Genomic DNA, 22,137 nt, shown 5'->3' with positions numbered 1-22,137 from the left:
GTTCTCACCATGCGCATCTCGGGGGAAGCGGAACAGTGGAGCGTGCCACGCAGGACGAGACCGCCCTCGAACTCCTGGTCCACGGAGTCGGGGGAACCACACCGGAACGCATGCTGGACGACCCGCGCACCGTGCGGATCACCGGCGACGACACGGCGGCCATGTTCCGCCGCACCGAGGACGCCGACGCGGAGCGGCGCCCCGACGACTACCGGGGCAAACCGGTGCCCGAGGCGTACGTCTGGTGCAACCTGACGTCGGGCAACGGCTCCCGCGCCCTGTGGCTCCTGCTGCTGCCCTTCATGGTCGTCAACCTCGCCCACTGGATGCGCCCCACCTCGCGCCACCGCAAGCGGCTCGTGCGCACCTACGGCCTCTTGGTGCGCCTCATCGGCCTCACCCTCACCGTGCTGCTCGTCGCCGCCGCCTGCGAGCTCGCCCTCGACCTCACGGCGTGGCAGTGCGCGGGCACCCCCGAGTGCGCCGACGACCGCTCCTGGCTCGGCTTCCTCGCCACCGACGCCGACGGACACGGCGGCTGGTGGTCCCAGCCCGGCCGCCGGCTCGCCGTCGCCGCGCTGCTGCCCGCCGCCCTCACCGGCCTGCTCTGGTATCTGTCCCACCGCACCTGGAGCGCGTACGAATCCCAGCAGCCGCTGCCCCAGCAGCCGGACCCGGAGGAGGAGACCAGCCGCACCGCGCTCGGCAGGCCCGGGTTCTGGTACGGACGGCGGCTGGTGGCCCGGCTGCGCGCCGCCCACACCGCCGCGGGCCTGCTCACCGTCGCCGCCGCGGTCGGCACGTCCGCCGCCCGGCACGACAGGAGGCCCGGCGGCCCCGCCCTGCTCGACGTCCTCGGCTGGGCGCTCGACGCAACCCTCGTCCTGAGCGGGGGAGTCGTCGTCTGGGTCGTGTGCCGCAGGGGACGCACCGAGAACCGGCTCGACCGCAAGCTGGACCGGACCCTGGTGCGCTGGCTGCCGCTGAGCGCCCTCGTCCTCCTCGGGCTCGTCCTCCTGTACGCGGGCTGGTCCCGCCCCGGCTGGCGCTCCACGGGCCGGCTGCCCGGCGACGCCACCTTCGGCGGCATCGCGCTCGTCCAGGGCCTCCTGGTCCTGTGCCTCGCGGTGGCCGCCCACCTCCTGTACCGCACCTCGCCCGACTCCCGCACCGCCATCCGCGGCTTCGGAGGGCCCGCCGTCGCCATGCTGTCCTGCGCGCTCGGCGGCGTCATGACCGGCGGCGGCGCGCAGCGCGTCTCCGACTGGCTCGACGGCACCCAGGGCTCCATCGCGGGACCGGCCGTGGTGCTCACCTGGCAGGCGTCCGTGATCCCACCGCTCCTGGTGGTCGTGGCGGTGCTGTGCGGCTGGTTCGGCATCCGCACCATGCAGCGCAAGCGCCGCGAGATGGCACAGCTGGCGCGGGACTATCCCGACGAGCGCACCGACCTCACCCGCACCCGCCGCATCGCGGGCACCCGCGCGCGTGCCGCCCTCACCGACCGCGCGCCCCTCCTCGTCGGCATCATCTCCGCCGTGACGCTGCTGCTCGGCGCCGCCGCGCTCACCGGCGCATGGGTGACGGACGAGGTGCCGGCGAAAGCGGCGCACGGCGCGCCGAACGTCCTGGAGGGCGCCGCGGAGACCTCCCAGGCCCTCGGATCCTGGCTCATCGGCTTCGGCTTCATACTCTTCATCACCTGGGGCCGCCGCGCCTACAAGGACCCCTCCGCCCGCCGCACCATCGGCATCCTCTGGGACGTCGGCACGTTCTGGCCGCGCGCGGCCCACCCCTTCGCACCCCCGTGCTACGCCGAGCGCGCGGTGCCCGACCTGACCTGGCGGATGGCCAGCTGGACGCGCGCCACCAACGCCACAGGAGGCCGTCTCGTCCTCTCCGGCCACTCCCAGGGCAGTGTCCTCGCGGCGGCCGCCGCCTGGCAGCTGCGCCCGTCGGTCCGCAGGCGCGTCGCCCTGCTCACCTACGGCTCACCCCTGGAGCGCCTGTACGGCCGATGGTTCCCCGCCCACTTCGGCCCCGCCGCCCTGTCCTCCCTGCACCGCGAGGTCGACTGCTGGCGCAACCTCTACCGCACCACCGACCCCATAGGCGGCCCCATCCAGCTGCACGGCGACTGCGGCCCACAGGTCGACCGCGCGGCCCTCAAGGACCCCCTCGCCTACGGCCGTACGGAGGAGCACCCGCTGCCCGCGCCCATCCTCGGCCACAGCGACTACCAAGCCGACCCCGCGTTCGCCGAGGAACGGGCGCGGCTCCTCGCCCGCCTCAAGCCCTGCGTGCCGCCCCCGAGGCCCGCGACGGCCGAAGGCGTCACACCAGCTCCGGCAGATCCTCCGGATACAGCAGGGTGAGGTCGTCCGTGCTCGGCTCGTCGAGCTGGGCGACCCGCCCCGCGTGCCGCTCCACCATCGCCTCGAAGGTTTGCCGCGCGGTGCGTCCGTTGCCGAACGCGGGGCCCTTGGGGAGCGCCGTGAAGTACTTCAGGAGCGCCTCGGACGCACCGGTGCCGAGGCGGTACTCGTGCTCGTCGGCCTGCTGCTCCACGATCCGCAGCAGCTCCTCGGGGGCGTAGTCGCTGAAGGTGATGGTCCGTGAGAAGCGGGACGCCACACCGGGGTTGACGGACAGGAACCGCTGCATCTCCGCGGTGTAACCAGCGACGATCACCACGACGGCCTCGCGGTGGTCCTCCATCAGCTTCACGAGCGTGTCGATGGCCTCGCGGCCGAAGTCCCGTCCCGAGTCCTCGGGCGACAGGGCGTACGCCTCGTCGATGAACAGCACGCCCCCGCGCGCGCGGTCGAAGGCCTCCTGGGTGCGGATCGCCGTCGAACCGATGTGCTCGCCGACCAGATCGACGCGCGACACCTCGACGAGGTGGCCGCTCTCCAGGACGCCGAGCGAGGCGAGGATCTCGCCGTAGAGCCGTGCGACGGTCGTCTTGCCCGTGCCGGGGGAGCCAGTGAAGACCAGGTGGCGGCGGACCGACGCGGCCTTCAGTCCGGCCAGCTGCCTGCGGCGGCCCACCTCGATCATGTCGGTGAGGGCGCGCACCTCGCGCTTGACGCTGTCCAGGCCGACCAGGGCGTCCAGTTCACCGAGGACCTCCTTGGAGGCGCGGGCGGCCTTCCCGGGCGCCGGTGCGGCCGGCTGCGGGGTCTGCTGGGCCGGCAGGGAGCCGAGCAGCCCGACGGTCTGCGTGGCGGTCTGCACGGCGGGTGTCGTCTGCGCGGCGGGCGCGGGGGTGCGCAGGCCGCCGCTCTCGTCGCTGGCGCACTCCTCGACGAGCGGCCCCTCCTCGGAGAACTCGAAGCCGCCGCGGGCGCACCGCTCCGTGCGGCACTTCTTCAGCGTCGTACGGCAGCCGTCTATGACGTGGAAGCCGTAGCCGTCGCTGCCGCTGACCCGGCAGCCGTGGAAGGTGCCGCGGCCGCCCGCCGAGACGTAGAAACCGGCCTCGGCGGGCGAAGTGACCGTGCAGCGCTCGATGGTGGGGTCCGCGCCCTTGGTGACGATCACGCCGGTCTGCACGGAGTCGATGGTGCAGTTGGCGAGGGTGCCGCCGCTGCCGTGGTCGCGGAACCAGGCGCCCGTGGCGGCCTCACGGATCCGGCAGTCGTCGAGCTGCGCGGTCGCGCCGTCGCTCACCGACACGGCGGTGTTGCGCACTTGTGAGAGGTCGCTGTCGACGACGTCGGTGCGCGAGCCGCGGTCCAGGACGAACAGCGCGTCCGGCACGTCGTGCACGCGGCACGACTCCAGGACGGCGGTCGCGCCGTCGCTGACCCAGACCGCCGGGTAGTCGCCCGTGCTGTCGTGGATCTCGCACTGGTTGGCGTCCACGCGCGTGCCGGGGTCCCAGACCGAGAGTCCGTTGCGGCCGAAGCGGCTCACCGTGGACCGGGTGAGGGTGAGCACGGAGCGCGACCGCAGGTCGATCGCGTTCTCCGGGATGTCGTGGATGCGGCAGTCGGCGAGGGTGAGCACGGCGTCCGTGTCGAGCGTGACGCCGTCGGAGGTGGTGCGGTGCACGTCGCAGTCGGTCAGGTGCGCCGAGGCCCGCCCGGTGACCTGCACTCCCGAACCCTTGACCTCGTACACCTCACAGCCGATGGCCTCGAGCCCGGTGTGCTCCCCGGTCACCGAGAGGCCCGCGCCCGAGGTGTGGTGCACCCTGCAGCGCTCCAGGCGCGGGTGGGCGCCGCCGCGCACCGAGACACCGGACTGGCCCGCCGCGACGATCTCGCACTCCTCGAAGACGCCGCCCCCGCCGTCGAGCACCGCGATGCCGATGCCGCCGGGGTTGTCGACGGTGCAGCGGCGCACCGTCGGACGCGCGCCGCCGCGCACCTCCAGGCCGGCCGCGGACCGCGTCACCACGCGGATGCCGATGAGCTCGGGGGCGCCGTCCTCGACGAGCAGCGCGGGCGCGGAGGAGTCCTGGCCCTCGATGAGCAGGTCCTGCACGATCGCGGAGGAGCGGACGGTCAGCGGCACTCCGTCGGACGGCGCGATGCGCACCGAGCCGGGGGAGCTCTCGGGGCCGCGCAGCGTCACCGCGCGCTGGACGACGAGGTTCTCGCGGTAGGTGCCCGCGGCGACGGTCAGTACGTCCCCGTCGCTCGCGGCCTCCAAGGCAGCGGCGAGCGATGCGTATTCGCCGGTGCGGCGCCGCCACCGCGACGTGCCGGTGTGCGTCACCTGGACCGTGCCCTGTGCCATGGAGTTGCTCTGCCCCCACCTTGTTCGTACGCCGGACCTTGCGGGATGTGCCGTGTCACTGCGTGTCCCGGCAGTGCGCAAGGGGCCGAGGAGTTCGGCCGGTCCACCGTAGCGCGCGCGGGCAGGCGGAGTTGACCCGATGGCCGGGGCGGGCGGGTCAGGAACCGGCGCCGGTGCGGCCCCAGTCCGGGCCCGCCTTCTCCCATGCCCGGTCCAGCCGCTCGTGCCGCGCCCGCACGATGCGCCAGAGGATCAGCCTGCGGGTGCCCTCGACGATGCCGACGCTCGCCGTGGCCGCGCCGAATCCGGCGAGCACCGCGTGCGTCGTCGCGGTCGCGTCGTCCAGCGGGCGGCCGACGACCCGGCCCCGCTCGTCGGTCCACAGCCTGAAACGGTCACCCGGGCGCGGGGACTCGAGCTCGGACAGGACGACGCCGCGCCGGTCGGTGTGGTCCGGTGCCTGCCAGCGCGCGAGGACACGACTGCGCGCGTCGCGTGCCGAAGAGGTCTCGGGGTCGGGGTCGACCGGTGGCGATTCGACCTTCCGCAGGACGGTGCCGGTGATCGCGTGGCGCTCCGCGCGCTGCTGGTGCACCGAGGCGAGGAGGGCGTCCCGCGCCAGGCTCGTGGTGCACACGCCGACGACCGGGACGGCGACGACGATCGACACCAGCGCGACCAGGGCCAGCCAGGCCTCGGCGAGGTCGGTGCCGCGGCACAGCGGATTGTGCCGCCACCGCCAGAGGCCGACGATTGCCCGCACTGCTCCGCACCCCCTTCCGCGTCCGTCTCAACGTCCATGCCCCGGCGCCGGGTTCCCCACCCGGGCGCGGGCATGCGGATGCCGCCGCCGGGCCGAGGCCCGACGGCGGCGTCACGCAGAGCGTGCCCCCGGCCGCCTGGAGGTCAGTACCCGCGGTAGGGGCGGTTGTACGGATCCTCGTACGTCGCGGGCGCGGGGCGGGGGGCCGCCGGGCGCATCGCCTCGTAACCCGTACCGGGCGCGGGTCGCTGGGGCTGGGCGCCCGGGTATCCCCGCGGGGCCGCGGCCTGCTGCGGGATGTACGGCGCCGGGGCCTGCTGCAGCGGTGCGGGCTGCTGGGCCTGCGGATAGCCGTACCCCTGGTTGGGGTGGGAAGGGGCGGCCGGCAGCGCGGGCAGCGCGGCCGGCAGTGCGGGCAGGTGGTTACCCGTGTCGTACGCGGAAGGGACCCGGATCGGGGCGATCTGAGGAGTGCCCCGCTCTGCGACGAGGGAGTCATAGATCGGGGTGTCCGGGAAGGACGGCGCGGAGTAGTAACCGCCGCCATAGGTGGAGCGGGGGGAGGTCATGCTCCATAAGTTAAGCCCTAGATGTGCTGGTTGGGGAGACCGATAAGAGGGTTGTTTTACGTGTCGACAGTGGTCGTGGATCCCCAATGCGAGCGAACTTGGGAAAATCGGTCGCCGAACGGCGTACGGATCGTGTAAAGGCCGAGCTCCTGGCGGGTTACCCGCGGTCGGCCGGGAAGGCCCCCCGGGGCGCCGTCGTGGGCCTCTTCGCGGTCCGGGTAATAGGTTGGCCGGGAACGGAAACGGCGGCCCTGCCGGACGGCGACTTGCGATGGGGGCGGACATGACAATGCCTAAAGGATCGAACGTTCCCGTACCGGCACCCGCGGTACGGATCGAATTGGGGTGGGGTTCCGGAGCCGGAGTGCCGGACGCCGACGCGTCCGCGCTGTTGTTGTCGCCTTCCGGAAAGGTGCGCTCGGACGCGGACTTCGTCTTCTACAACCAGCCGGAGCACTCCTCCGGAGCGGTGCGCCACGAGGGCAAGCAGCGTTCCGGCGCCGGTGTGACCGATGTGCTGACGGTCGACCTCGCGCGCGTGGAGCCCGGCATCGAGACCGTGGTGCTCGCCGCTTCGGCCGACAGCGGCACGTTCGGACAGGTGCCCGGCCTCTACATCCGCGTCCTGGACGCGTCGAGCGGCGCCGAACTCGCGCGCTACGACAGCGCGGACGCGACCGTGGAGACCGCCTTCGTCCTCGGCGAGCTCTACCGGCGCCAGGGCGCGTGGAAGTTCCGCGCCGTCGGACAGGGGTACGGCAGCGGGCTCGAAGGCCTCGCGACGGACTACGGCATCTCGGTGGACGAGCCACAGCAGGCGACGCCCGCCCCGGTGGCGGCACCTGCCCCGGTAGCCGCACCTGCCCCCGTAGCCGCGCCCGACCCGGTGGCCCCACCCGCCCCCGTAGCCCCGGCCGCCCCCGCACCCCCACCGGCCGCCCCCGCCCCCGCCCCCGTCCGCCTGACCAAGGTCACCCTCACGAAGGACGCGCCGTCCGTCTCCCTGACCAAGCAGGGCGGTACCTCGGGCGGCATGCGCGTGAACCTCAACTGGGAGGTGCGCAAGCAGTTCAAGGGGTGGGGCGCCAAGCTGGGCCGGGCCGTCGCCATGCACGCCGACCTCGATCTCGACCTCTGCGCCCTCTACGAACTCGCCGACGGCCGCAAGGGAGTCGTCCAAGCGCTGGGCAACGCCTTCGGAGCGCTGCACCAGCCCCCGTACATCCTGCTCGACGGCGACGACCGCACCGGAGCTGTCGCCACCGGCGAGAACCTCACCATCAACCTCGACCACATCAACGACTTCCGGCGCATCGTCATCTTCGTGACCATCTACCAAGGCGCCCGGAGCTTCGCCGACCTCAACGCCACGGTCACCCTCCAGCCCCAGCACGGCGCGCCGGTCGACTTCTCGCTCGACGAGTGCACCGTCCCCTCGACCGTGTGCGCGCTGGCACTGCTTACCAACAACGGCGGCGACCTCGTCGTCCAGCGGGAGGCCCGCTACCTGGTGCCAGAGCGCGGCGTGAGCCCGCAGCGCACCATGGACCACACCTACGGGTGGGGCATGAACTGGACGCCCGGCAGGAAGTGACGCCTCAGCGCTGCTCGGGGGCGGGGTCGGAGGCAGGGCCCGGAGCGGCGGTGTCGGGACGCGCGTACGTACGGCCCTTCCACGCCGCACCGCGCCCCCTGTAGTGCTGCACCGCCGAGTCCACGGTCATCAGGAGATACAGGAACGCGGTGGCGGGCAGCAGCGGGGCGAGCAACAGCGGCTGTCCGTAGTAGCGCAGCATCGGCAGGTACGTCACCGTCATCACCAGCCAGGCGAGACCACCGGCCGCGGCCGCCGCCGCGCTTCCCATGGCGAGACCCGCGAACAGCGCCACCGGCGGGGCGAGGTACACCACGGCGAGACCCGCGACCGTCCCGACGAGCAGCAGGGGGTTGTGCCGCAGCTGTGCGTACGCGCTGCGCGACACCATCCGCCACAGATCACCGAGGCGCGGATAGGGGCGCACGCTGTCGACGCGTGTCGCGAGGCCGAGCCAGATGTGACCGCCGGAGCGCTTCACCGCCCGCGCGAGTGCCACGTCGTCGATCACCGCGTGCCGGATGGCGTCCGGGATCCGGGCGCGCTCGGCGGCGTCCGTGCGCAACAGGACACAGCCGCCCGCAGCGGCGGCCGTCCGCGAGCCCTTCCGGGCGATCCACCGGAACGGGTAGAGCTGCGCGAAGAAGTAGACGAACGCCGGGACCACCAGGCGCTCCCAGCCGCTCTCCACCCGCAGCCTGGCCATCTGGGAGACGAGGTCGAAGCCCCCGTGGTCCGCCGCGGCCACCAACTGGCGCAGGCTGTCCGGTTCATGGGCGATGTCGGCGTCGGTGAGCAGGAGGTACTCGGGGTCACGCGCGCGGGCAAGGGCGATGCCATGGCGTACCGCCCAGAGCTTGCCCGTCCAGCCCGCGGGCGGCTCGCCGGGGGAGCCGACGGTCAGCGGCAGGCCGCCGTGGCGCTCGGCCAGCGCGCGGGCCAGCTCCCCCGTGCCGTCCGAACTGCCGTCGTCGACGAGGAAGACCTCGGCCCGCCCCGGATAGTCCTGCGCGAGCAGCGACGGCAGGCTCCGCGGCAGCACCGCCGCCTCGTCCCGGGCGGGGACGACGACACAGACCGACGGCCACTGCCCGGGGTCCCGGCGCGGTGGCAGACGGACGTCCGTACGCCAGAAGAAGCCCTGCCCCAACAGCAGCCACAGCCACGCGGCAAGCGATCCGGCGGCGATCCACGCAACGGCGCTCATCCGACGAAGTCTGCCCCACGGGAAGGGGCCTGTGGGGCCCATCGACTATGGTGACCGGGTGAAGATCGCGCTCATGGACTCCGGCATCGGACTGCTCGCCGCGGCGGCCGCGGTGCGTCGCCTGCGACCCGACGCCGATCTCGTCCTCTCTTCGGACCCGGACGGAATGCCCTGGGGGCCACGCACCGCGGAGGACCTCACCGGGCGGGCCGTCGCCGTCGCCGAGGCCGCCGCCGCACACCGGCCCGACGCCCTGATCGTGGCCTGCAACACCGCGTCCGTGCACGCGCTGCCCACCCTGCGCGCCCGTCTCGAGCCCGCGATCCCGGTGATCGGGACCGTGCCGGCGATCAAGCCCGCGGCCGCGGGCGGCGGACCCGTCGCCATCTGGGCCACGCCCGCGACCACCGGCAGCCCCTACCAGCGCGGCCTCATCGACGAGTTCGCGCGCGGCATCGACGTCACCGAGGTGCCCTGCCCCGGCCTGGCCGACGCCGTGCAGTACGCGGACGAGAAGGCCATCGACGAGACGATCGCCGCCGCCGCGGCCCTCACCCCGCGCGATGTAAGGGCCGTCGTCCTGGGCTGCACCCATTACGAACTGGTCGCTGAGCGTATTCGCGCCGCCGTCCAGCAGCCGGGTCTGCCGCCCCTCGTCCTGCACGGTTCGGCCGGTGCGGTGGCCGCCCAGGCGCTGCGCAGGATTGGCGCCCGCCCCGGCACCGACCCCGTCGCCACCGATCCCACGGCGGCCGCCCCCGGCCTCACCGTCCTGCTCAGCGGCCGCGAGGAGCAGCTGCCGACGACAGCGCTCACCTACGCGGAGGGGCGCATGCTCGCGGAGACCAGCCCGGCGCTCTGACGCGCGGCGGTTCCCGCGTGAGCGGGCCGTGACGTTCCGCTACGCGGTGGCTTCACCGCGGAATCTGAGTAGTCTCGATGGCATGAAGGACTACGCCCACGACGAGCGGGCCGCATCCGACAACCCGCACGAGGTCTGGACCGGACGCGCGACCAACCGCGTCCAGTGGCTCCTCGCGTGTGCCGGCGCCGCCTGCCTGGCGCTCGGCATCGAGCTCGCGGTCGGCTCCATGTGGACCTCCGGCATCGCACCTCTGGTCATGTCCGTCGTGGGCTGCATCGCGGTCGGCCTCCTGATGCTCTTCGGGACGCTCGCCTTCGTCCATGTGGCCGTCAAGGTCGACAAGGACTTCCTTGAGGTGCGCTGCGGTCATCTGGGGCTGCCGCGCCGCCTCATCCCGCTCTCCCATGTCGTCGGCGCGGAGTTCGCGCCCGCCGTGACACCCCGGCAGTGGGGCGGCTGGGGATACCGCTGGCGGCCCGAGAAGGGCACCGCCGTCGTGGTCAGGCGCGGCGAGGGCCTAGTGCTCAGCCTGGGCGACGGCCACAAGTTCACGGTGACGGTGGACAACGCCGAGTCGGCGGTGCGCGCCATCAGGGCCCGGCTGCGGCTCATGGGGAACGCGGGCTGACCGGACGGTCGCCGCGCAACGGGTCCTCGTGCAGGGGCCGGGCCGTCGCGATGCCCGCGAGGAGGCCCGCCCCGGTCGTCACCGTCGTCACGCTCAGCGCGTTGCCCACCGCCGCCACGGCCGTCAGCGCCGTCAGGGCGGCGCCCGCCGAGAGCACGACCTGGGTGGAGCCGGGTGAACGCCACAGCGCGTACAGCAGCCAGCAGAACACCGCCGCCAGGAGCCCCACCCCGACGAAACCCTGCTCCGACGCCTGCTGCAGCGGCGCCGAATGCGGCTTCCCGTCCGCCAGGAGATATTCGGCGGCCACCGGACTGACCTCACCGAACCGGCCGGGGCCCACCCCCGTCGCGGGCTCCCGCTCCGCCAGGGCCAGCGCGTCCTGCCACAGCAGCACACGGTGCCGGCCGAGGCCGCTCTCCACGGGCGCCGTCAGACCGCCCGGCAGCGCGTCGTCGGCCACCGCCAGCGAAACGCCGCTGATCAGCACCGACGCGAGCGCGAGCCCGGCGAGACCGAGCGTCCTGCCGCGCAGCCGGGCCACCGCCAGCGAACAGAGCAGCACCACGACGGACCCCGCACAACCGGCCGGGGAACCGAGCGCCGCCGCGGCACCGGCGATCCCCGCGGCGAGCAGCCGCAGCACGAGGCGCGCCACCGGAGTCCGGGCCGCCCACGCCGCACAGCAGGCCGCACCGGTCGAGAGGATCAGCAGGGCGGCCGTGGCACCGGTGTGGCCCAGGGAGGAGGACGGGCCGAGCGTGAGGCGCGGCGCTGCCACGGCGAGTCCGAGCCCCGCGAGCGCGCTCGCGCAGGGCGCGGCGACCGGCAGCAGCGCCCCGGAGATCCGGCCGCCCGCGTAACCGGCGGCCACGGCGAGGACCGCGAGGAGCACGCCCTCGGGGCTTCCGCCGTGCACGCCCGCGGTGATCAGCGCCCAGGCGGCGCACGCCCCGAGCAGCGCGCCGCCCGTCGCGTCGGACGCGGCAGGGCGCTCCCGCGCCGCCGCCGGACCGGCCGGCATGGCCGTCCCCGTTGACCCCACCCCGTCGCCCCCCGGTGTATGACGGGCCCCCGCCGACGCGGGCCGCGTCCGCGGTGACGCGAACCGGCCGGAGGCAGAGGACTCGGCCACACGCTAACGGCTGGCGCCGGACCGCGGGACCGGTTGTGCAGGAACGATACGGCCGGTGGTGCCGCGCGAGGCCCCCCGTCGCCCCGGCCGACCGAGCTGTCGGCGCCCAGGTGACGCGCCGTACACTCCCCGGGTGACCGCCACCACCACCTCCGTAGACGAGCCGGACCAGCTCGATCCGCAGCCCCCGCGGGCCCACCGGGCCGTGCGCGTCCTGCGACGGCTCGCGCCCGCCGCCGTGGCGGCCCTCTCCGGAGTGCTGCTCTACGTCAGCTTCCCGCCCCGCACGCTGTGGTGGCTGGCGCTCCCGGCCTTCGCGGCCCTCGCCTGGTGCCTGCGCGGCCGGACCTGGAAGGCGGGCCTCGGCCTCGGCTACCTCTTCGGCCTCGGCTTCCTGCTGCCGCTCCTCGTGTGGACCGGCGTCGAGGTCGGCCCCGGCCCGTGGCTGGCGCTCGCGGCGGTCGAGGCGGTCTTCGTCGCTCTCGTGGGCGCGGGCATCGCGGCCGTCTCGCGGCTGCCCGCGTATCCGCTCTGGGCGGCCGCCCTGTGGATCGCGGGGGAAGCGGCACGCGCGCGTGTGCCGTTCAACGGCTTCCCCTGGGGGAAGGTCGCCTTCGGCCAGGCGGACGGCGTGTTCCTGCCGCTCGCCGCGCTCGGCGGCACCCCCGTGCTCGGGTTCGCGGTCGTCCTGTGCGGGTTCGGTCTGTACGAGGTCGTGCGCCAGGTCGTCGACGTACGCGGTACCCGTGTCGTGCGCCGGGGCGCGGCGGCGGTCGCTGCGCTCAGCGTGCTCGTGCCCGTGGCCGGTGCCTTCGCGGCGCGGGCGCTCGTCAGCGACGAGGCGGAGGACGGCACCGCTACCGTCGCCGCGATCCAAGGCAACGTCCCGCGCGCGGGACTCGACTTCAACGCGCAGCGCCGCGCCGTCCTCGACCACCACGTGCGCGAGACCGAACGCCTCGCCGCCGAGGTGAAGGCGGGCAAGGTGAAGCGCCCCGACCTCGTCCTGTGGCCGGAGAACTCCTCCGACATCGACCCGTTCACCAACCCCGACGCGCGCCTCGCGATCGAGGGCGCGGTCAAGGCCATCGGGGCGCCCGTCTCCGTCGGCGGCGTCGTCGAGAAGAAGGACGGCAGGCTCTACAACGAGCAGATCCTCTGGGACCCGGAGAAGGGCCCCACGGACACCTACGACAAGCGGCAGATCCAGCCCTTCGGCGAGTACATCCCGCTGCGCTCGCTCATCAGCGCCTTCAGCAGCGACGTCGACAAGGTGCGCCAGGACTTCAGCCGCGGCACAAAGCCCGGCGTCTTCACCATGGCCGGTACGAAGGTGGGCATCGCGACCTGTTACGAGGCGGCGTTCGACTGGGCGGTGCGCGACACCGTCACCCACGGCGCGCAGATCATCTCGGTGCCCAGCAACAACGCCACCTTCGACCGCAGCGAGATGACCTACCAGCAGCTCGCGATGTCCCGGATCCGCGCCGTCGAGCACAGCCGCGCCGTCACGGTGCCGGTGACGAGCGGCGTCAGCGCGGTGATCATGCCGGACGGCGAGGTGCGGGCGAAGACGACGTGGTACACCGCCGACTCGCTCGTCGAGGAGGTGCCGCTGCGCTCCTCGCGGACCCCCGCAACCCGCCTAGGCGTGCTGCCCGAGGCCATCCTGGTGCTGCTCGCCGCGGGCGGCCTCGGCTGGGCCGTGACCTCGGCTGTGCGGACCCGGCGCCCCGGAGTGGAGTAGGTCCCGGCCTCGGCGGGGATGCCGGTTCGGCGCCGATAGGGTCGGGCCATGGCTACTCCTGATTTCATCCGCACCATCCGGGCCGCCGCCGGGCAGCAGCTGCTCTGGCTCCCCGGCGTCACCGCCGTCGTCTTCGACGAGGAGGGCCGGGTGCTGCTCGGGCGGCGCTCCGACAACGGCAAGTGGGCTGTGATCGGCGGCATCCCCGACCCGGGTGAGCAGCCCGCGGAGTGCGCGGTGCGCGAGGTGTACGAGGAGACGGCCGTGCACTGCGTGCCGGAGCGCGTGGTCCTGGTGCAGGCCCTCCAGCCGGTCACCTACGACAACGGTGACACCTGCCAGTACATGGACATCACGCTGCGCTGCCGTGCCGTCGGCGGCGAGGCGCGCGTCAACGACGACGAGTCGCTGGAAGTGGCGTGGTTCGACGTGGACGCGCTGCCCCCGCTGAACGAGTTCGCGCTGTCCCGGATCAAGCACGCGATGGCCGACGGCCCCACCTGGTTCGAGGCCCCGGCGGGACAGTGAGAGTCCGTGCCCGCGCCCGGTGCGGCTCGCGGGCTGCGCGTACGGGCTGCGCGTACGGACTGCTGTGGGCCCTCCGTTAGCCTGAGGGCACGATGAACCGTTTGAGCACGTCATGGGGCGCGTACGACCTCACCCGCTTTCCGGAGGACCCCCGCGACCAGCTGCGCGCCTGGTCGGCGGCAGACGCCTATCTGCTGCGGCACCTGGCGGGCGAGGAGGGGGCGGCGGCCGTCGACCTCTCCGGAACAGTGGCCGTCGTCGGTGACCGGTGGGGCGCGCTGACCACCGCGCTCGCGGGGCACGCGCGCGTGCCGGTGCAGATCACCGACTCCTTCCTCGCCCAACAGGCCACCCGGGCCAACCTGGCGCGGGCCGGACACCCGCCGGACGCGGCACGGCTCCTGACGACCAGGGACACTCCGCCCGCCCGCGTCGACGTACTCCTGGTCCGCGTACCCAAGAGCCTCGCGCTCCTGGAGGACCAGCTGCACCGGCTCGCGCCCGCCCTGCACGAAGGCACGGTCGTCGTCGGCACCGGCATGGTCACCGAGATCCACACGTCGACACTGGAGCTCTTCGAGCGGATCATCGGCCCGACCAGGACGTCGCTGGCCCGGCAGAAGGCACGCCTCATCTTCAGCACCCCCGGTCCGGGGCAGGCGGCGGGAGCCGGAGCCGGCCCCTGGCCCCGCAGTTACGTGCTGCCCGCCGACTCCGGCGCGGGCGCGGGCCTGATCGTCGTCAACCACGCGGGCATCTTCTGCGCCGACCGGCTCGACATCGGCACCCGCTTCTTCCTCAAGCATCTGCCGCGCGCCCGCGGCGCCGCCCACGTCGTGGACCTCGGCTGCGGCAACGGCGTGCTCGGCACCGCCGCCTCCGTCGCGGACCCCGACGCCACGGTCACCTTCATCGACGAGTCGTTCCAGGCCGTCGCCTCCGCCGAGGCCACCTTCCGCGCCAACGCCGCCGACGACGCCAAGGCGCACTTCGTGGCCGGTGACGCCCTCACCGCCGTGCCGCCGGAGACGGTGGACCTCGTCCTGAACAACCCGCCCTTCCACAGCCACCAGGCGACGACCGACGCGACCGCCCGCCGCATGTTCACCGGTGCCCGCGCCGCGCTGCGCCCCGGCGGCGAGCTGTGGGTCATCGGCAACCGCCACCTCGGCTACCACGTGCGCCTCCGCAAGCTCTTCGGCAACGCGGAGGTCGTGGCGAGCGACCCGAAGTTCGTCCTGCTGCGGGCGGTCAAAGGCGGGCGGTGAGGACGGGCGGTGAAGGGCGACCTCCGACACCGACACCGGGCCTGTTCGGCACTCCCGCGCGGGCGCGCGTGATGGCAGCGTCGTAGGGCGACGGCCGGGCCGAGCCGCGGCCCCCGGCGGCGGAGGGAGACGATCGACCGTGGAACTGCCCCTGATCGTGGGTGTCGACGGTTCACCGGCCGGCCTGCGGGCGCTGGACTGGGCCGTCGACGAGGCCGTCCGGCGGGACACACCGCTGCGCGTCGTGTACGCGTCGAGCTGGGAGTGGTACGAGGGTCACGAGCCGTCCTTCGGCACCGGCGGCGGCGACGCCGTACAGGCCTCGGCGGACCAGGTCGTCGAGCGGGCCGTGGAGCACGCCCGCCGCCGTACGGCCGCCGTCGAGGTGAGCGGCGCGGTCCTGCCCGAAGATCCGGCCGCCGCGCTGATCCGTGTGAGCGGCGAGGCCTCGATGGTCGTCGTCGGCAGCCGGGGCAGGGGCCGGCTCGCCGGGCTGCTGCTCGGCTCGGTGAGCCTGGCGGTCGCCGCCCGCGCCACGGCGCCGGTCGTCGTCGTACGCGATGCCGAAGGCGCCGCGAACCGGGGCAGCGGGCCGCAGGTCGTCGTCGGCGGCGCGTCGAAGCGGGGGAGCGGGTCGCAGGTCGTCGGCGACGGTGCGCCGAAGCGGGACAGCGGGTCGCAGGTCGGCGGCGGGCGCGGCCCGAATCCGGACACCGGACCGCAGATCACCGTCGGCGTGGGGGAGCCCGGCGACTCGGCCGCCGTCGTGGCCTTCGCGTGCGACGCGGCGGAGCGGCGCGGCGCCACCCTGCGCGCCGTGCACGCCTGGCGCTGCCCGGCCCACGAGGCCCCGGCCCGGCCCACGCCCGGCGAGCTCACCGACCCGCACCAGCGGCGGGCCGAGGAGGAGCTGGACGAGGCCCTGCGCGCACCCCTGTGCGCCCACCGCACCCTCACGGTGCGCCGCGACGTGCCGGAAGGACACGCCCGCACCGCGCTGCTCGACGCGGCCCGCGACTCCGACCTCCTCGTGGTCGGCGCCCACCGCCGCGAGGGCCGGCCCGGTATGCAGCTCGGGCCGGTCAGCCACGCGGTGCTCCACCATGCGGCCTGCCCGGTGGCGGTCGTCCCGCACGGCTGATGTGCTGGACGCGGAGGGAACCGTGCCGCATGGCCGGCCCACCGCACGAAAGCGCCGACGACAGCGTCCCGCACGACTGACCCGCCACTCACGTGGAACCCGATCGGCACGCCTGACCCCGCCGTATGCCCCGAATCACGCGAGGAGGACCTGTGGCACCCGTGGCGAAGGACCACCTGGCGGCGCTCGACGCCCACTGGCGCGCCGCCAACTACCTGGCCGTCGGCCAGATCTATCTGATGAGCAATCCCCTGCTGACCGAGCCGCTGCGGCCCGAGCACATCAAGCCGCGCCTGCTGGGCCACTGGGGCACGTCGCCCGGCCTCAACTTCGTCCACACCCACCTCAACCGCGTGATCCAGGAGCGGGATCTGGACGCCCTGTGCGTGTGGGGGCCGGGCCACGGCGGCCCCGCCGTGCTCGCCAACTCCTGGCTGGAAGGCTCGTACAGCGAGGTCTATCCTGACGTCTCGCGGGACGCGGAGGGCATGGCGAAGCTGTTCCGCCAGTTCTCGTTCCCCGGGGGTGTGCCGAGCCACGTGGCGCCCGAGACGCCCGGTTCGATCCACGAGGGCGGTGAGCTCGGCTACTCGCTCGCGCACGCCTACGGAGCCGCCCTCGACAACCCGGACCTGCTGGTCGCCTGCGTCATCGGTGACGGCGAGGCCGAGACCGGGCCGCTGGCCGCCTCCTGGCACTGCAACAAGTTCCACGACCCGGCGCACGATGGCGCGGTCCTGCCGATCCTCCACCTCAACGGCTACAAGATCGCCAACCCGACCGTGCTCGCCCGTCTCCCCGAGGCCGAACTCGACGCGCTCCTCAAGGGCTACGGCCACGAGCCGCTGTACGTCGCCGGTGACGAGCCGCGCAAGGTCCACCAGGCGATGGCCAAGGCCATGGACCAGGCGCTCGACCGCATCGCCGCGGTCCAGCGGGCCGCCCGCGGCGGCGGGGGAGTGCAGGGCCGCCCGCGGTGGCCGGTGATCGTGCTGCGCACGCCCAAGGGCTGGACAGGGCCGGAGGCCGTCGACGGGGAGCCCGTCGAGAACACCTGGCGCGCGCATCAGGTGCCGCTCTCCGGGGTCCGCGAGAACCCGGAACACCTGCGGCAGCTGGAGAAGTGGCTGAAGTCCTACCGCCCCCAGGAGCTCTTCGACGCGGACGGCCGCCCCACCGAGCAGGTCCTGGCCTGCGTCCCCGGCGGCGAGCGCCGGCTCGGCGCCACCCCGCACGCCAACGGCGGCCGCCTGACCCGCCGACTGCCGGTCCCGCCCCTGGAGAAGTTCGCCGTTCCCGTGGACAAGCCGGGCACGACCCTGCACGAGCCGACCCGGATCACCGGCAAGCTGCTCGCGCAGGTCATGGCGGACACCGCGGGGCGCCGCGACTTCCGCGTCGTGGGCCCGGACGAGACCGAGTCCAACCGGCTCGGCGCGCTCTACGACGCGACGGGCAAGGCCTGGCAGGCCCGGATCCTCGACACGGACGAGCACCTCGCCCGCGACGGCCGCGTCATGGAAGTCCTCTCCGAACACCTCTGCCAGGGCTGGCTGGAGGGCTACACCCTCACCGGCCGCCACGGCCTGTTCTCCTGCTACGAGGCGTTCGTCCACATCGTCGACTCGATGGTCAACCAGCACATCAAGTGGCTGAAGACCTCCCGCACCCTGCCGTGGCGCGCGCCCGTGCCGTCCCTGAACTACCTGCTGACCTCGCACGTGTGGCGGCAGGACCACAACGGCTTCTCGCACCAGGATCCCGGCTTCGTGGACCACGTGCTCAACAAGAGCCCCCACGTCGTACGCGTCTACCTCCCGCCGGACGCCAACACCCTGCTCTCCGTGACCGAGCACGTCCTGCACAGCCGGGACTACGTCAACGTCGTCGTCGCGGGCAAGCAGCCCTGCTTCGACTGGCTCTCCCTCGACGACGCCCGCGCCCACTGCGCGCGCGGGGCGGGCGTCTGGGAGTGGGCGGGGACGGACGACGGCTCGCGGGAACCCGACGTCGTGCTCGCCTGCGCGGGTGACGTGCCCACCCAGGAAGTCCTCGCCGCCGCGGCGCTGCTGCGCGAGCACCTGCCCGAGCTCACCGTGCGCGTCGTGAACGTCGTCGACATGGCCCGCCTGATGCCGCGCGAGGAGCACCCGCACGGGATGGCGGACTCCGAGTACGACGCGCTCTTCACCCGCGACAAGCCGGTGATCTTCGCCTATCACGGCTACCCGTGGCTGATCCACCGCCTCGCCTACCGCCGCACCGGCCACGACCACCTGCACGTGCGCGGCTATACGGAGGCGGGCACGACCACCACGCCGTTCGACATGGTCGTCCGCAACAACCTCGACCGGTACCGCCTCGTCATGGACGTCATCGACCGCGTCCCCGGCCTGGCCGTGCGGGCGACGGCCGTACGCCAGGCGATGGCCGACGTCCGCACCCGGCACGACGCCTGGATCCGCGAGCACGGCACGGACCTGCCCGAGGTCGCCGACTGGACGTGGCCATACTGACCGACGTGGCCCACGACGAACTGTTCCCCCGGAGCCGCACCGTCCTCGGCCCGGGGGCGGTGCACCTGCCGGACTGGCTGGCACCGGAGGAACAGCTGCGTCTCGTGGCGGCCTGCCGGGCGTGGGCGGCGCCGCCCGCCGGGCTGCGGCAGGTCAAGACACCCGGCGGCGGCGCGATGACCGCTCGGCAGTTCTGTCTGGGCTGGCACTGGTATCCGTACGGGTACGCGCGGGCCGTGGTCGACGGGGACGGCGCCCCCGTGAAGCCGATGCCGCCGTGGCTCGCCGAGCTGGGCCGCCGGGCGGCCGAAGCCGCCGGTCACGAGGTCGATGAGACGTACGACATCGCCCTCGTCAACTTCTACGACGCCGACGCGCGCATGGGCATGCACCGCGACAGCGACGAGAAGTCGGGAGCGCCCGTGGTGTCACTCAGCCTCGGTGACACGGGTGTGTTCCGCTTCGGCAACACGGAGACACGCACCAGGCCGTACACGGACGTCGAGCTGCGCAGCGGCGACCTGGTCGTCTTCGGCGGCGCCTCCCGCCTCGCCCACCACGGGGTGCTGCGGATCATCCCCGGCACCGGGCCGCCGGAGCTGGGGCTGGCCGGGCGGCTGAACATCACGCTGCGCGTCAGCGGCTTCAGCGACGGGCGATGACCGGACGGGGGCGTCCGTGCGGTGGCGGTCAGGCCGCCTCCAGGTCGAGGAGCCGCCGCTTCCGGTCGAGGCCCGCGGCGTAACCGGTGAGGGAGCCGTCGGCGCCGATCACCCGGTGGCAGGGGCGCACGATCAGCAGCGGGTTGCGTCCGACGGCGGTGCCGAGGGCGCGGACGGCGGCGCGGGAGAGGCCGAGCTGCTCGGCGAGCCGCCCGTACGTGGTCGTGGTGCCGTAGGGGACCGTGTCCAGCGCCGTCCATACCCTGCGCTGGAATTCGGTGCCCGCCCCGGCGGCGTACTCGATGTCGAAGTGGGTCAGGCTCCCGGCGAAGTACGAGCGCAGCTGCGCGGTGATCACGTCGAAGGCCGCGTCGTCGCGCACCCAGCCGTCAAGGACGACGGCGCCGCCCTTCTGGCCCGGCATGGACAGCGAGGCCAGCGCGGTGCCGCCCTTGGCGGTGGCCGACTCCTCGCCCACCAGCAGCAGCTCGCCCAGCGGACTGTCGATCGTCGTGTGGACGGTCATCGGACTCTCCTCAAGCGTTCGGGTGCTGCCTCCAGTCTGGGGCGTGCGCGGGGGTGCGGCTGGCGGGATTCGGACATCGTGTCGGCCGCGGCGGTCCCCTCCGACGAGGTTATGCAACTAGTTGCACAACGCCCGCGCCTGGTCTACAACTGTCCTGTAGACACCGCGTACGGAGGGGCCCATGAGCCGATACCCGAACCTGCTGAACCCGCTCGACCTGGGCTTCACCACCCTGCCCAACCGGGTCCTCATGGGCTCCATGCACGTGGGCCTCGAAGAGGCGCCCAACGGCTTCGAGCGGATGGCGGAGTTCTACGCGACCCGGGCGCGCGGTGGCGTCGGCCTCATCGTCACCGGCGGCATCGCCCCGAACGAGCTCGGCAGGCCCTGGGACGGCGGCGCCAAGCTCACCACCGAGGCGGAGGCGAAGGAGCACGCGGCGATCACCGCCGCCGTGCACGCCGAGGGCGGGAAGATCGCGATGCAGATCCTCCACTTCGGCCGGTACGCCTACCACGACAAGCTCGTCGCGCCCAGCGCCATCCAGGCGCCCATCAGCCCCTTCGTGCCCCGCGAGCTCACCGACGACGAGGTCGAGCAGACCGTCGAGGACTTCGTGCGCGCCGCCGAACTCGCCAAGCTCGCGGGCTACGACGGCGTCGAGGTCATGGGCTCCGAGGGCTACCTCATCAACGAGTTCATCGCTGCCCCCACCAACCAGCGCACCGACCGCTGGGGCGGCTCCTACGAGAACCGCATCCGCTTCCCCGTCGAGATCGTCCGCCGCACCCGCGAACGCGTCGGCGCTGACTTCATCATCATCTACCGCCTCTCCATGCTGGACCTCGTGCCCGGCGGCTCGACCCTCGAAGAGGTCGTCCACCTCGCCAAGGAGATCGAGGCCGCGGGCGCCACGATCATCAACACCGGCATCGGCTGGCACGAGGCGCGCATCCCCACCATCGCGACGTCGGTGCCGCGCGGCGCGTACAGCTTCGTCACGAAGAAGCTCATGGGCGAGGTCTCTGTGCCGCTCGTGACCGTCAACCGCATCAACACCCCCGAGATCGCCGAGCAGTTGCTCGCCGACGGCGCCGCCGACATGGTGTCGCTGGCCCGCCCGCTGCTCGCCGACCCGGACTTCGTCAACAAGGCGAGGGCCGAGAGGCCCGAGGCCATCAACACCTGCATCGGCTGCAACCAGGCCTGCCTCGACCACACCTTCAACCTGCAGATCACCTCCTGCCTGGTGAACCCGCGCGCCTGCCACGAGACCGAGCTCGTGCTCTCGCCCACCCGCACCAAGAAGCGCATCGCCGTCGTCGGCGCGGGCCCCGCGGGACTCGCCTTCGCCGTCTCCGCCGCCGAACGCGGCCACGACGTCACGCTGTACGACGCGGCAGCCGAGATCGGCGGCCAGCTCAACGTCGCCCGCAAGGTCCCCGGCAAGGAGGAGTTCGACGAGACCCTCCGCTACTTCCGCACCCAGCTCGACCTGCGCGGCGTCGACGTCCGGCTGAACACCGTCGTCACCGCGGACACGCTCGCGGGAGAGGCGTACGACGAAGTGGTCGTCGCCGCCGGCGTCACCCCCCGTATCCCGGAGATCCCCGGCATCGACCACCCCAGCGTCGTCGGCTACCTCGACGTGCTGCGCGACGGCGCGCCCGTGGGGGAGCGGGTCGCGATCATCGGCGCGGGCGGCATCGGCTTCGACGTCGCCGAATTCCTCACCGACGGCGGCGAGAAGGCGAGCCTGGACCCGGCCACGTACTTCCGGCAGTGGGGCGTTGACATGGACTTCCGCGAGCGCGGCGGTCTGACGAAGCCCGAGCGGCCGACGCCGCCGCGCACCGTCCACCTGCTGCAGCGCAAGACGTCCAAGGTCGGCAAGGGCCTCGGCAAGACCACGGGCTGGATCCACCGCACCGAGCTGCGCCATCGCGGCGTCGCGATGGTGGCGGGCGCCAGTTACGACCTGATCGACGACGCGGGCCTGCACATCACCGTCGACGGAGAGCCGTCCGTGATCCCCGTCGACACGGTCGTGCTCTGCTCCGGACAGGACCCGCGCCGCGACCTGTACGAGGAGCTCGTCGCGGCCGGCGTCGCGGCGCACCTCATCGGGGGCGCGGACGTCGCGGCCGAGCTGGACGCCAAGCGCGCCATCAAGCAGGGCACGGAACTGGCCGCCGCGCTCTGACCCCGCGCCCGCGCGGCCCGTCCCCAGGATCGCCTCCCT

17 protein-coding genes are annotated in these 22,137 nt (G+C 73.4%); 11 read left to right on the top strand and 6 right to left on the bottom strand.

Going from position 1 to position 22,137, the window contains the following annotated elements; genetic code table 11:
• Nucleotides 1–35: 35 nt before the first annotated feature.
• Nucleotides 36–2,375, top strand: coding sequence for a hypothetical protein (locus ACH4D5_RS29510; RefSeq protein WP_398308230.1), 2,340 nt, complete (start codon nt 36–38; stop codon nt 2,373–2,375).
• Here the strand turns inward: ACH4D5_RS29510 and ACH4D5_RS29505 are convergent.
• The 3 genes from ACH4D5_RS29505 to ACH4D5_RS29495 all read right to left on the bottom strand — a co-directional run bounded on the left by ACH4D5_RS29505 (nt 2,335) and on the right by ACH4D5_RS29495 (nt 6,078).
• Nucleotides 2,335–4,746: a right-handed parallel beta-helix repeat-containing protein gene (locus tag ACH4D5_RS29505; protein WP_398308228.1), complete on the bottom strand. Its 2,412-nt coding sequence runs from the start codon at nt 4,744–4,746 to the stop codon at nt 2,335–2,337. The genes ACH4D5_RS29510 and ACH4D5_RS29505 overlap by 41 nt on opposite strands.
• Before the next feature lie 157 nt (nt 4,747–4,903).
• Entirely contained in the window at nt 4,904–5,509 is a 606-nt protein-coding gene (locus ACH4D5_RS29500) for a hypothetical protein (RefSeq protein WP_398308226.1), read from the bottom strand.
• A gap of 143 nt (nt 5,510–5,652) precedes the next feature.
• Nucleotides 5,653–6,078: a DUF6643 family protein gene (locus ACH4D5_RS29495; protein ID WP_398308224.1), complete on the bottom strand. Its 426-nt coding sequence runs from the start codon at nt 6,076–6,078 to the stop codon at nt 5,653–5,655.
• Nucleotides 6,079–6,361: 283 nt separating this feature from the next.
• On the opposite strand from ACH4D5_RS29495, the gene ACH4D5_RS29490 reads away from it, so the two are divergent.
• Nucleotides 6,362–7,672 carry a TerD family protein gene (locus tag ACH4D5_RS29490; protein WP_398308222.1) on the top strand — a complete coding sequence of 437 codons (1,311 nt, stop codon included), beginning with the start codon at nt 6,362–6,364 and terminating at the stop codon, nt 7,670–7,672.
• A gap of 4 nt (nt 7,673–7,676) precedes the next feature.
• On the opposite strand, the gene ACH4D5_RS29485 is transcribed toward ACH4D5_RS29490, so the two are convergent.
• Nucleotides 7,677–8,879 carry a glycosyltransferase gene (locus tag ACH4D5_RS29485; RefSeq protein WP_398308220.1) on the bottom strand — a complete coding sequence of 401 codons (1,203 nt, stop codon included), beginning with the start codon at nt 8,877–8,879 and terminating at the stop codon, nt 7,677–7,679.
• Nucleotides 8,880–8,937: 58 nt separating this feature from the next.
• On the opposite strand from ACH4D5_RS29485, the gene ACH4D5_RS29480 reads away from it, so the two are divergent.
• Complete coding sequence (locus ACH4D5_RS29480; protein WP_398308218.1) at nt 8,938–9,741, top strand: glutamate racemase; 804 nt, start codon at nt 8,938–8,940, stop codon at nt 9,739–9,741.
• A gap of 82 nt (nt 9,742–9,823) precedes the next feature.
• Nucleotides 9,824–10,372 carry a hypothetical protein gene (locus tag ACH4D5_RS29475; RefSeq protein WP_398308216.1) on the top strand — a complete coding sequence of 183 codons (549 nt, stop codon included), beginning with the start codon at nt 9,824–9,826 and terminating at the stop codon, nt 10,370–10,372.
• Here the strand turns inward: ACH4D5_RS29475 and ACH4D5_RS29470 are convergent.
• Nucleotides 10,353–11,396 carry an O-antigen ligase family protein gene (locus tag ACH4D5_RS29470; RefSeq protein WP_398308214.1) on the bottom strand — a complete coding sequence of 348 codons (1,044 nt, stop codon included), beginning with the start codon at nt 11,394–11,396 and terminating at the stop codon, nt 10,353–10,355. The two genes, ACH4D5_RS29475 and ACH4D5_RS29470, sit on opposite strands and share 20 nt — an antisense overlap.
• Before the next feature lie 244 nt (nt 11,397–11,640).
• On the opposite strand from ACH4D5_RS29470, the gene lnt reads away from it, so the two are divergent.
• The 6 genes from lnt to ACH4D5_RS29440 all read left to right on the top strand — a co-directional run bounded on the left by lnt (nt 11,641) and on the right by ACH4D5_RS29440 (nt 19,369).
• Entirely contained in the window at nt 11,641–13,254 is a 1,614-nt protein-coding gene (lnt, locus tag ACH4D5_RS29465; protein ID WP_398308212.1) for an apolipoprotein N-acyltransferase, read from the top strand.
• 48 nt (nt 13,255–13,302) lie between these two features.
• Nucleotides 13,303–13,782 carry an NUDIX hydrolase gene (locus ACH4D5_RS29460; RefSeq protein ID WP_398308210.1) on the top strand — a complete coding sequence of 160 codons (480 nt, stop codon included), beginning with the start codon at nt 13,303–13,305 and terminating at the stop codon, nt 13,780–13,782.
• A gap of 92 nt (nt 13,783–13,874) precedes the next feature.
• Nucleotides 13,875–15,050 carry a methyltransferase gene (locus tag ACH4D5_RS29455; RefSeq protein ID WP_398308208.1) on the top strand — a complete coding sequence of 392 codons (1,176 nt, stop codon included), beginning with the start codon at nt 13,875–13,877 and terminating at the stop codon, nt 15,048–15,050.
• Between the two features lie 139 nt (nt 15,051–15,189).
• Nucleotides 15,190–16,191, top strand: coding sequence for a universal stress protein (locus tag ACH4D5_RS29450; RefSeq protein WP_398308206.1), 1,002 nt, complete (start codon nt 15,190–15,192; stop codon nt 16,189–16,191).
• 125 nt (nt 16,192–16,316) lie between these two features.
• A complete protein-coding gene (locus ACH4D5_RS29445) occupies nt 16,317–18,707 on the top strand; it encodes a phosphoketolase (RefSeq protein WP_398308204.1) in 2,391 nt (796 codons plus the stop codon).
• Complete coding sequence (locus ACH4D5_RS29440; RefSeq protein WP_398308202.1) at nt 18,695–19,369, top strand: alpha-ketoglutarate-dependent dioxygenase AlkB family protein; 675 nt, start codon at nt 18,695–18,697, stop codon at nt 19,367–19,369. Before ACH4D5_RS29445 ends, ACH4D5_RS29440 begins: the two co-directional genes overlap by 13 nt.
• Nucleotides 19,370–19,397: 28 nt before the next feature.
• On the opposite strand, the gene ACH4D5_RS29435 is transcribed toward ACH4D5_RS29440, so the two are convergent.
• Complete coding sequence (locus ACH4D5_RS29435; RefSeq protein ID WP_398308200.1) at nt 19,398–19,895, bottom strand: methylated-DNA--[protein]-cysteine S-methyltransferase; 498 nt, start codon at nt 19,893–19,895, stop codon at nt 19,398–19,400.
• 181 nt (nt 19,896–20,076) lie between these two features.
• On the opposite strand from ACH4D5_RS29435, the gene ACH4D5_RS29430 reads away from it, so the two are divergent.
• Nucleotides 20,077–22,098: an FAD-dependent oxidoreductase gene (locus tag ACH4D5_RS29430; protein WP_398308198.1), complete on the top strand. Its 2,022-nt coding sequence runs from the start codon at nt 20,077–20,079 to the stop codon at nt 22,096–22,098.
• The last annotated feature ends 39 nt before the right edge of the window (nt 22,099–22,137 follow it).

This window comes from Streptomyces sp. NPDC018029, from assembly GCF_044327655.1.
Lineage (GTDB): Bacteria > Actinomycetota > Actinomycetes > Streptomycetales > Streptomycetaceae > Streptomyces.
This window is presented reverse-complemented; position numbering and strand designations above follow the sequence as displayed.

Bases quoted from the DNA above. Each gene is read 5' to 3' on its own strand.
- ACH4D5_RS29485 (WP_398308220.1), bottom strand. From the start codon at position 8,879: ATGAGCGCCGTTGCGTGGATCGCCGCCGGATCGCTTGCCGCGTGGCTG.
- ACH4D5_RS29490 (WP_398308222.1), top strand. From the start codon at position 6,362: ATGACAATGCCTAAAGGATCGAACGTTCCCGTACCGGCACCCGCGGTA.
- ACH4D5_RS29505 (WP_398308228.1), bottom strand. From the start codon at position 4,746: ATGGCACAGGGCACGGTCCAGGTGACGCACACCGGCACGTCGCGGTGG.
- ACH4D5_RS29430 (WP_398308198.1), top strand. From the start codon at position 20,077: ATGAGCCGATACCCGAACCTGCTGAACCCGCTCGACCTGGGCTTCACC.
- ACH4D5_RS29475 (WP_398308216.1), top strand. From the start codon at position 9,824: ATGAAGGACTACGCCCACGACGAGCGGGCCGCATCCGACAACCCGCAC.
- ACH4D5_RS29435 (WP_398308200.1), bottom strand. From the start codon at position 19,895: ATGACCGTCCACACGACGATCGACAGTCCGCTGGGCGAGCTGCTGCTG.
- ACH4D5_RS29470 (WP_398308214.1), bottom strand. From the start codon at position 11,396: ATGCCGGCCGGTCCGGCGGCGGCGCGGGAGCGCCCTGCCGCGTCCGAC.
- ACH4D5_RS29445 (WP_398308204.1), top strand. From the start codon at position 16,317: ATGCCCCGAATCACGCGAGGAGGACCTGTGGCACCCGTGGCGAAGGAC.
- ACH4D5_RS29495 (WP_398308224.1), bottom strand. From the start codon at position 6,078: ATGACCTCCCCCCGCTCCACCTATGGCGGCGGTTACTACTCCGCGCCG.
- ACH4D5_RS29455 (WP_398308208.1), top strand. From the start codon at position 13,875: ATGAACCGTTTGAGCACGTCATGGGGCGCGTACGACCTCACCCGCTTT.
- ACH4D5_RS29460 (WP_398308210.1), top strand. From the start codon at position 13,303: ATGGCTACTCCTGATTTCATCCGCACCATCCGGGCCGCCGCCGGGCAG.